This window comes from Psychromonas antarctica (genome assembly GCF_022267535.1).
GTDB lineage: Bacteria > Pseudomonadota > Gammaproteobacteria > Enterobacterales > Psychromonadaceae > Psychromonas > Psychromonas antarctica.
Genome location: NZ_JAHNZV010000106.1, coordinates 1 through 9,158, shown reverse-complemented (window position 1 = coordinate 9,158; position 9,158 = coordinate 1). Strand labels below are relative to the sequence as shown.

11 protein-coding genes and 2 tRNA genes are annotated in these 9,158 nt (G+C 40.3%); all 13 read right to left on the bottom strand.

Annotated elements, in window-relative coordinates; translation table 11 throughout:
• Positions 1–14: 14 nt before the first annotated feature.
• Positions 15–90: transfer RNA gene (locus tag KSO91_RS14490), tRNA-Lys, on the bottom strand.
• A gap of 153 nt (positions 91–243) precedes the next feature.
• Positions 244–319 (bottom strand) — tRNA-Lys (locus KSO91_RS14485).
• A gap of 286 nt (positions 320–605) precedes the next feature.
• Positions 606–1,337 (bottom strand): tol-pal system protein YbgF, encoded by a 732-nt coding sequence (ybgF, locus tag KSO91_RS14480; protein WP_238743749.1) that lies wholly within the window; start codon positions 1,335–1,337, stop codon positions 606–608.
• 9 nt (positions 1,338–1,346) lie between these two features.
• Positions 1,347–1,892, bottom strand: a complete 546-nt coding sequence (gene pal / locus KSO91_RS14475; RefSeq protein WP_238743748.1) for a peptidoglycan-associated lipoprotein Pal — start codon at positions 1,890–1,892, stop codon at positions 1,347–1,349.
• A gap of 27 nt (positions 1,893–1,919) precedes the next feature.
• Positions 1,920–3,233, bottom strand: a complete 1,314-nt coding sequence (gene tolB, locus KSO91_RS14470) for a Tol-Pal system beta propeller repeat protein TolB (RefSeq protein WP_238743747.1) — start codon at positions 3,231–3,233, stop codon at positions 1,920–1,922.
• Between the two features lie 10 nt (positions 3,234–3,243).
• On the bottom strand, positions 3,244–4,212 hold the full coding sequence (gene tolA, locus KSO91_RS14465; protein WP_238743746.1) for a cell envelope integrity protein TolA: 969 nt from the start codon (positions 4,210–4,212) through the stop codon (positions 3,244–3,246).
• A complete protein-coding gene (gene tolR, locus KSO91_RS14460) occupies positions 4,212–4,643 on the bottom strand; it encodes a protein TolR (RefSeq protein WP_238743745.1) in 432 nt (143 codons plus the stop codon). The genes tolA and tolR overlap by 1 nt, the downstream gene beginning before the upstream one ends.
• Positions 4,644–4,651: 8 nt before the next feature.
• The gene (tolQ, locus tag KSO91_RS14455; RefSeq protein WP_238743744.1) at positions 4,652–5,335 is read right to left on the bottom strand and encodes a protein TolQ; all 684 of its coding nucleotides are present in this window, start codon (positions 5,333–5,335) and stop codon (positions 4,652–4,654) included.
• The gene (gene ybgC / locus KSO91_RS14450) at positions 5,325–5,729 is read right to left on the bottom strand and encodes a tol-pal system-associated acyl-CoA thioesterase (protein WP_238743743.1); all 405 of its coding nucleotides are present in this window, start codon (positions 5,727–5,729) and stop codon (positions 5,325–5,327) included. The genes tolQ and ybgC overlap by 11 nt, the downstream gene beginning before the upstream one ends.
• A 256-nt stretch (positions 5,730–5,985) precedes the next feature.
• Complete coding sequence (gene cydX / locus KSO91_RS14445; RefSeq protein ID WP_238743742.1) at positions 5,986–6,114, bottom strand: cytochrome bd-I oxidase subunit CydX; 129 nt, start codon at positions 6,112–6,114, stop codon at positions 5,986–5,988.
• 37 nt (positions 6,115–6,151) lie between these two features.
• On the bottom strand, positions 6,152–7,291 hold the full coding sequence (cydB, locus tag KSO91_RS14440) for a cytochrome d ubiquinol oxidase subunit II (protein ID WP_238743741.1): 1,140 nt from the start codon (positions 7,289–7,291) through the stop codon (positions 6,152–6,154).
• A gap of 9 nt (positions 7,292–7,300) precedes the next feature.
• Positions 7,301–8,860: a cytochrome ubiquinol oxidase subunit I gene (locus KSO91_RS14435; RefSeq protein ID WP_238743740.1), complete on the bottom strand. Its 1,560-nt coding sequence runs from the start codon at positions 8,858–8,860 to the stop codon at positions 7,301–7,303.
• 62 nt (positions 8,861–8,922) lie between these two features.
• Positions 8,923–9,084: a hypothetical protein gene (locus KSO91_RS14430; protein ID WP_238743739.1), complete on the bottom strand. Its 162-nt coding sequence runs from the start codon at positions 9,082–9,084 to the stop codon at positions 8,923–8,925.
• Positions 9,085–9,158: the final 74 nt, after the last annotated feature.

Genomic DNA, 9,158 nt, shown 5'->3' with positions numbered 1-9,158 from the left:
ACATAACGTAAAAGTGGTGGGCCGTGAAGGATTTGAACCTTCGACAAATGGATTAAAAGTCCACTGCTCTACCAACTGAGCTAACGGCCCGAATATTTCGGTCTTACTACTTAAGTCGAAGGTGTTATCTTTGACTCTTATCAACACAAGTGGATTAAAATTTAACTTCTAAACCAACTGAGCTAACGGCCCGAATATTTTCGGATTTTTCAATAAAATATTGACTTCTACATAACGTAAAAGTGGTGGGCCGTGAAGGATTTGAACCTTCGACAAATGGATTAAAAGTCCACTGCTCTACCAACTGAGCTAACGGCCCGAATATTTCGGTCTTACTACTTAAGTCGAAGGTGTTACCCTTGACTCTTATCAACACAAGTGAATTAAAATTTAACTTCTAAAGCAACTGAGCTAACGGCTCGAATATTTTCGGCCTTACTAATAATGACGGTTTAATATGAACTTAGTCACACTTCGCTATCAACTGCGGCGTATAATATACAATAATTTCAATATCGCAACAAAAAACCGTGTTTTTTAGTTTGTTTGCCGAGAAAACAAACAAAAAAGGACTAATGTATACTTATGTTTACTAACAAATTCTTTTATAACGCTTGTAGCCGCTTCTCAGCTAAACCCGCGGCAGACGTATCTGGGTACTCTTTTAATACTTTTTGATAAAAATCTTTAGCTGATGTTATGTTACCTAAATACTCATCAATAATACCAATTTTAAACGAAGCGTCAGGTCGTTTACTCGAATCAGGGAATTGTTCCACAACGATTAGAAACGCAGTTCTAGCTTCTGTGCGTTTGCCCTGTTTATAGAGCAGTTGTCCTAACCAATATTGTGAGTTAGCAACATAGCTTGACTTCGGATTATCAATCACAAACGCTTCAAATGCAGTGATAGCCTGGTCATAATCTTTATTAACAAGCACCAGATCAACAGCTCTCTGATAAGCAACTTTTTCATTTTCAGGTGCGTTCGCAGTACGGTTATTCTTCTCAACTACCGCTACTGATGGCTTGTTTTTTTCTTCAATCAGTTGATATAAATTACGCTGGCGATTTTCAATCTGCTCAATTTTATGATTAAACAGGGCAAGGCCCCCTTTAATTTGGTTCATCTCTTGCGAGAGCCCATCAAGTTGATTTTGTAAGCGCACCTGCATTTTATTACGCGCCTCTAATAGCCGAGTAAGTTCCTGCAACTGGCTCTCTAGCTGCTTATCACTTTTTTTCACCGTCACATCGTTAACAGGCGCGGCGGCAAAAACAGAAGCAGATAAAAAAGTGGCCACAAAAATGACCACATTAGGTTTAATTTTATTCATACGCAATAATTAGTAAGTCAATTCTGCACGACGGTTATCAGCCAAAGCTGCTTCGTCATGAGAAAAGTTAACTGGTTTCTCTTCGCCGTAACTTACGACACTAATTTGTGCGGATGCAACACCCATATTTTCAAGGTAAGTAGAAACAGACATAGCACGTCGTTCACCTAGTGCTATATTGTATTCTGGAGTACCTTTTTCATCAGTATGGCCTTCAATTGTCACTGATTTTTTTGGGTTATTTAAGAGATATTTAGCATGTGCATCTAATACTTTAATGTATTGAGGCTTAATGACTGCATTATCAAAATCAAAGTTAATCGTCGTTTCTAAAATAGCGGCGGTGTACTCTTGAACCATTAACTCTTCATCTGTTAACGTGACGGCTTCAATAGTATCAGTTTGCACTGTGTTATCCATTGTTGCTTCTGTGCTTTGCTCTGTGCCTGTTTGTGTTGTTGACTCAGACTCAGTATCTCCAGTTGAACTACATGCACCTAACGCTAACATTGGCAGTGCAATTAATAAGCTTTTCGAAATCATAGTTAAATTCATTTTGTTTCCTTTCTTCTCTAGATTAATTTAGTTTAAAAATGGGGACCATGCTGGTGATTTAATATCACCATTTTCTGCTGGAATATTTGCTTTAAAACGCCCATCCATCGAGACTAACGCCAATCCTTGTTTCCCCTGAAAAATAGTACTGTAAATAATCATACTACCATTAGGTGCGACACTTGGTGATTCGTCTAACTGCGTTTTCGTCAATGTTCTTAACTCACCAGAACCAAGATCTTGTACTGAAATTTTATAATTTCCGTTATGGCGACTAACTAACACAAGACTATCACCATCGGGGGTAATTGCGCCACCTAAATTCATTTCTCCCTCCCATGTTAAACGCTTTGTTGTACCAGATGAGATCTCAACTTGATAAATTTGTGGTCGTCCACCTCGTTCCGATGAAAAAATCACACTTTTACCATCGGGGGCCCAGCTTGGCTCTGTATCGATAACACGATTATTGGTAACACGATGTAATACTTTACTGCTTATATCTAAGGTATAAATCTCCGGCTGCCCATCTTTTGATAAAACTAATGCTAATTGCTTGCCATCTGGCGACCAGCTAGGAGCGCCATTTATCTTCGGGAAAGAGGTGATTAACTCACGCTTTTGACTATACAGATCTTGTATATATATTTGTGAACGACGCTTTTCAAAACTAACATAGGCAAGTTTACGCCCATCTGGAGACCATGCAGGGGACATAAGAGGCTGCTTTGAGCGTAAAACTAGTTTTTCACCATGGCCATCGTAATCTGAAATGCGCAGCTGATAGGGATGACTACTTTCACGATCGACTGCGACATAAGCCAAACGAGTGAGAAAAGCCCCTTTCACACCCGTTAATTTTTCATAAACAACATCACTAATGCGGTGAGCATACTGACGAAGTTGCTCTTTTGTCACTGTGCTGCGGCGTTTATCTAATACAGGGCTGTATTCAGCGATCCCGACGTTACCTTTAACAACATCTAACAACTCATAAGTGACAACAAATTTACCTGCTTCTTCTGAGGTGCTTATCTCACCCATTACAATTGCCTCAACGCCCATTTTATGCCATAACGCATAATCAAGATTATTACTCGTCGACGGCGTTTTAGCCATTCTATCGACTGAGATGGGGCTGAATTGACCACTACTTCGCAGATCAGCGGAAATAATTTCGGAGAGATTTTCAGGTTTGTCCCCCCTCCCTAACCATTTAAAGGGAATAACAGCAATCGGTCTTGCGCTGTTTACTCCTTCAGTGATCACTATCTCCAAACGGGCACTGGCCTGCACGGAAATAACAAGCATTAAGAATAACAATGAAAGGCGTGAAAACATATAATCTTCCTTATAAATCAGGCTCTAAAGTAATATCAAAATCCCGAAACTGTGGTGCAATTTCAGAATCTTTAGGAATTGGTAAAGTTTTTGCTTTTAAAGCAGCACGTTTAGCTGAATCACAAAGTTTTGTATCACCACGGCTCCGGTTAACACTTAAAACAAGACCATCAGGTGCCAAACGAATTGCAAGGGTACACGTTTTACCTTTCATATCAGGATCAAGTTGCCAATTTCGACCGATCTTATCTTGAATCAACGCTTTATAACGTGCAATTTCAGAAAGCTGCTTAGCGTTCTGCGCGCTAGAAAATTCATCAGCAAATTCAGCCGCCATTTGCTTGTCTAGTTCAGCTTGGCGCTGACGCTCTTTCTCTGCCTCCGCTTTACGTTTTATCTCTTTTTCAGCTTTCTCTTTAGCCTCAGCAAGCGCTTTTTGTTTCGCGACTTTCTCTGCTTGAATACGCTCAGCTTCTATTTTTTCGCGCTTTTCTCGTACTTTTTTATCTGCCAAGGCTTGCTCAGCTTGTTGCTTCTCCCGTTTCTCTCGTTTCTCATTCTCAATTTTTTTGGCTTTATCCGCTTCTTTTTGAGCTTTTAACTGTTTAGCCGCTAATATTTTTTCAGTTTGAATGCGTTCAACTTCTTTCTTCTGACGCTGTACTTCTGCTTTCTCAGCAGCGCGCTTCTCCGACTCTCTTTTTTTGCGTTTTTTTTCAGCGTTTTGCTTCTCACGTTTAATGCGCTCTTGCTCTTTGATTAGCAGATCTTTTCTTCTTTGCTCTGCTAATTCCTTCGCGTCTTTACGCTGCGCCAAATCATCAAACATTTTCTGACTCACCACTGACGCATTAATAATTGGCGTAAGTGGTTTTTCTTTAGGTAAAGAGAAATCGATATTGTTCAGCAATAAACCACCAACAATAAGATGCAGTGACAATGCGCTAATAAAGGCGATAAGTAATGAGCTTTTTTTCATTATTCTTTCGGCTCAGTCATTAGACCAAGAGAAGGAACGCCAGCTTCTTGTAATAACACCATTAAATCCACAACACGTTTATAAGCCACATCGCCATCACCTTTGACAATAAATTGTGCGTTAGCATCTAATGCTAACTGCGCGCTAACCAAAGCACTCATCTCTTGACCATCGAGCGGCGTTTCACCACTTTCACCTACATTTAAAAAATAACGCCCCTGTTTATCAATAGATGCAATTAGTGGCGGCTTACTATCGTCCGGTAAAGGCTGTGCAGAGGCCTGTGGCAAATCAACTTTTACCCCTTGTGTAACCAATGGTGCTGTTACCATAAAAATAATAAGCAGCACTAACATCACATCGATGTAAGGTACTACATTGATTTCTGCAATAACGCGACGCTTTTTAAGGCTGGGATATGAATATTGCATATACGCTCCTATTCAGCATCGGTCATTGATTGACGGTGTAAGATAGAAGTGAACTCTTCCATCAAATTAATATAAGCTGTTTCTAATTTTCCGACTTGTGTAGCAAAACGGTTATATGCAACCACCGCAGGAATCGCCGAAAACAGCCCCATAGCGGTTGCGATCAAGGCTTCTGCAATACCTGGTGCAACCATCGACAGCGTTGCCTGCTGAACTTGGCCTAGCGCAATGAATGAATTCATAATCCCCCAGACAGTACCAAATAAGCCAATATAAGGACTGATTGAACCAATTGTTGCTAACGCAGGGAGTCCGGTTTCAACTTCCTCAACCTCCCTTGATAAAGCAACTCGCATAGCACGATGCGCCCCTTCAGTCACACTATCAACAGTACGTCCGGGCGTGCGGTGCAGTCGCGAATATTCTTTAAAACCACTGTAAAATATTTTTTCTCCGCCAACAATGCGTTCACTGCGTGCAGCGGTTTCTTTGTATAAACGGCTTAAATCATGTCCTGACCAAAAACGCTCTTCGAAATGCGTCAAAGATGCTTGTACTGCATTCAACATTCTTGAACGCGAAAAAATCAACGTCCAAGAATAAATAGACATCCCTAACAATAACATCATCACAAATTTAACCAGCCAACTTGCTTGTAAAAACAGACCTATAAAAGACATATCAGTTTGCACTGGGCATTACCTCGAGTATTTCAGCTGGAATAGCTGTGGGTTTCATTTTTTGTAGATTAACACAGGCGATTAGAGTTTCGGCTTGGCAAAGAAGTTCTCCGCTTTCAGCGGTGATTTTTTGCTCAAAGATAAGACTTGCTCTGCGTGATCGTATAACCTCAGTTTTAACGCTAATAAGTTGGTTAAATCGCGCGGGTTTAACACAATCCATTTCTACTTTTTTTACCACAAAGGCAATATTCTTTTGCAATAAAAGATCTTGTTCAATATGTTGGCTGCGTAAAAGTTCAGTGCGACCACGTTCAAAAAATTTTAAGTAATTCGCATAATAAACGATACCACCAGCATCGGTATCCTCATAATATATTCGTACTGCTAAGGTTGAAGTTAACACACTATTTTTCCATGACTGTAGATTGCTATACGCTACTATAATTGCATATTATTGTCGACAATTGTATTTATCCAGCACAAAAAAAGGGCTAATAGCCCTTTTTTTGTTTAATATGAAAGAACACTTTGCACAAACATATACATAATAGAAGTAAACAAAATAAAGCATGCAAATTAAAACTAAAAAATCACTTTCTACAACCCCAAGTGAATTTCAAAACCTATGTTATCAGCACTGCATAAAATCGTTTAGCTCATTAATCTTCGTTTTTTTCTGCTTGTAGTGCTTCTTTTTCATTGGTTTCAAGCTGCTCTAGCCATAGTCCGTTTATAATACCGAATGAACAAGCTAATAAGACCCCTAATATCCACGCAAAATACCACATAGAATTTTCCTCAATAAGTGTTTAAAAAGTAACTGTACTAATATGCTGAATGTTTGTTTTTTTCCATAAATGCTTTACCCAAACGACCAAACATTTTTAGGTAACACCACGTGGTATAAGACAATATTATTGGTAAGAAAATGGCTGCAGCGATGGTCATCACATTAAGTGTTTTTTCACTCGAAACAGCATCCCAAACAGTAAAACTAACATTTGGAGCGATGCTTGACGGCAAAATAAACGGGAACATGCTGAATGCACAAGTCAATAATACGCCGACTTGAATCATACTACTGCAAAAGAATGCAAAGCCACTGCGGTTATATTTACTCGCAATCCAAGTGAATAACGGGAACAGCAAACCAATCGCCGGTGCTATCATAGTCAGTGGGTATTTATCGTAATTTGCTAACCATGCTCCCGGCTGCAATGCGGCTGTTTTTAATAACGGATTCGATGGGCCACCCAGATCGCCGATAGAGGTAATCACATAACCATCAATGCCGTTAGCAATCCAAACGCCTGCTAAGGCAAATAAAACCAGCGCAATCGGCGCACAGATAAGTGACACTAAACGTGCACGCTCGCGTAATGCCCCTTCTGTTTTCATCTGTAACCAAGTTGAACCTTGTAGCACAAATAACGTCAAACTGAATACACCGACTAATAAAGCAAATGGATTAAGCAGATCTAAAAATCCCCCTTGGTATTGAGAACGCAAAAACTCATCGAGTACAAAAGGGACTCCTTGTAATAAATTACCAAACGCCACACCAAAGATGATAGGTGGTACAACACCGCCGATAAAGATCGCCCAGTCCCAACTATTTCGCCAACGCGGATCTTCAATTTTACTGCGATAATCGAAACCGACAGGACGAAAGAATAGCGCAAATAGAGTGATCATCATGGCCGCATAAAATCCAGAAAAAGCAGTCGCATAGACAGCAGGCCAAGCGGCAAAAATAGCACCAGCACCGGTAATTAACCAAACCTGATTGCCATCCCAATGAGGAGCAATGCTGTTGATCATAATTCGCCGTTCATCGTCCGTTTTACCAATAATCGGCAGCAGCGCACCAACCCCCATATCAAAGCCATCAGTAATAACAAAACCTATCAGTAAAATACCGATAAGTAACCACCACAACATTTTTAACGTTTCGTAATCAAACATAATAGCCTCCTATCCCAGCTTATTTTGTAATTGTTCGAAGTGATATTTACCCGTTTTTAAGCTGCTTGGCCCGAGGCGCGCAAAGCGGAACATCAGGAACATTTCAATCATTAACAGTACACTATAGAAAGCTGCAATTGCGATGATACTAAACAATACTTGTCCACTTGTAAGTGTCGACACACCCAAATGGGTCGGTAGAATTTCTGCAATAGCCCAAGGCTGACGGCCATATTCGGCAACAAACCAACCCGCTTCGATGGCTATCCAAGGTAGTGGCAAGCTATACAAACAAATTTTATGAAAGAGTTTATTTTTGCCGATCTGGCTGCGGGCTGACTGATAAAATGCAAACAAGAAGATAAATAACATCAAGATGCCCGCACCGACCATCACTCTAAATGACCAAAACATAGGTGCAACGCCGGGAATACTGCCATCAACAGCCTGCTGAATTTGCGCCTCGCTAGCATCAACTACATTCGGCGCATATTGTTTGAGCAATAGACCGTAGCCTAAATCAACCTTGACCTTTTCAAAAGCAGCAATATTTTCTTCGGATTTATCGCCGGCGCGTAATTTTTGTAACAAACCATAAGCCACCATGCCGTTACGGATACGGACTTCATGATCCTTCATTAAATCTTTAAGACCAATCACTTGCTCATCAATGGAACGCGTCGCGATAATACCTAATGCAAAAGGAATTTTAACCGCATAGTCTGTACGCTGCTCAGCCTGATTAGGTAGACCGATCAAATTAAAGGCCGCTGGCGCAGGATGTGTTTCCCATTCTGACTCAATCGCCGCTAATTTAACTTGCTGCACATCACCCACTTCATAACCGCTTTCATCGCCGAGTACAATAGTTGACAAAATCCCAGCAGTACCAAACGCGGCCGCGATAGCAAAAGAACGCTTAGCAAAAGGGATATCTCGCCCTTTAAGTAGATAATATGAACTGATAGCGAGCACAAACATAGCGCCTGCGACATAACCTGATGCGACTGTATGTACGAACTTAACTTGTGCAACAGGGTTAAAGACAAGGTCAGCAAAACTGGTCATTTCCATACGCATGGTTTCGTAATTAAATTCAGCGCCAACAGGGTTCTGCATCCAGCCATTTGCAATTAGGATCCATAATGCAGACATACTTGATCCCAGTGCCACCAAGTAAGTAGACGCAAGATGTTGCAGTTTGCTAAGTCGATCCCAACCGAAGAAAAATAAACCAACGAAGGTTGACTCTAAAAAGAAAGCCATCATCCCTTCAATTGCTAAAGGTGCACCAAACACGTCACCTACATAGTGAGAATAATAAGACCAGTTTGTTCCAAATTGGAACTCCATCGTGAGGCCGGTGGTAACCCCTATCGCAAAGTTAATACCAAATAACTTTCCCCAGAATTTGGTCATATCTTTGTAAATTTCTTTCTTAGTCATCACATAAAGTGATTCCATTATTACCAACATCCATGCCAAGCCAAGTGTAAGCGGTACAAATAAAAAGTGATACATGGCAGTCATTGCGAATTGGAATCGCGATAAATCAACGATGTCATCCATTGTTTTCTCCTGAAGTTAAAATTTTAAAACTGTTAAAACCATTTCATATTACTTTTGCCAATTTACTGCGCTACTGACGAGCTTGCTTGGGTATTTTTTAGCATCGCTATGTCAGCAAACAGAAGCGTCTTATTAAAATCAACATCCGCACAAAAACAGAGTGCTTTAATAGTAAAAATGGCAGCCATTTCACTGATTAAAATAAGCGTAATTTTGCGAATCAAAAAGTCTTTTGCTTTGCTGACTATTTTTTATTATTGACAGCAAAAGGACAAAAAACACACGGCAATGTTAATTT

Bases quoted from the DNA above. Each gene is read 5' to 3' on its own strand.
- ybgF (WP_238743749.1), bottom strand. From the start codon at position 1,337: ATGAATAAAATTAAACCTAATGTGGTCATTTTTGTGGCCACTTTTTTA.
- pal (WP_238743748.1), bottom strand. From the start codon at position 1,892: ATGAATTTAACTATGATTTCGAAAAGCTTATTAATTGCACTGCCAATG.
- tolB (WP_238743747.1), bottom strand. From the start codon at position 3,233: ATGTTTTCACGCCTTTCATTGTTATTCTTAATGCTTGTTATTTCCGTG.
- tolA (WP_238743746.1), bottom strand. From the start codon at position 4,212: ATGAAAAAAAGCTCATTACTTATCGCCTTTATTAGCGCATTGTCACTG.
- tolR (WP_238743745.1), bottom strand. From the start codon at position 4,643: ATGCAATATTCATATCCCAGCCTTAAAAAGCGTCGCGTTATTGCAGAA.
- cydX (WP_238743742.1), bottom strand. From the start codon at position 6,114: ATGTGGTATTTTGCGTGGATATTAGGGGTCTTATTAGCTTGTTCATTC.
- cydB (WP_238743741.1), bottom strand. From the start codon at position 7,291: ATGTTTGATTACGAAACGTTAAAAATGTTGTGGTGGTTACTTATCGGT.
- KSO91_RS14435 (WP_238743740.1), bottom strand. From the start codon at position 8,860: ATGGATGACATCGTTGATTTATCGCGATTCCAATTCGCAATGACTGCC.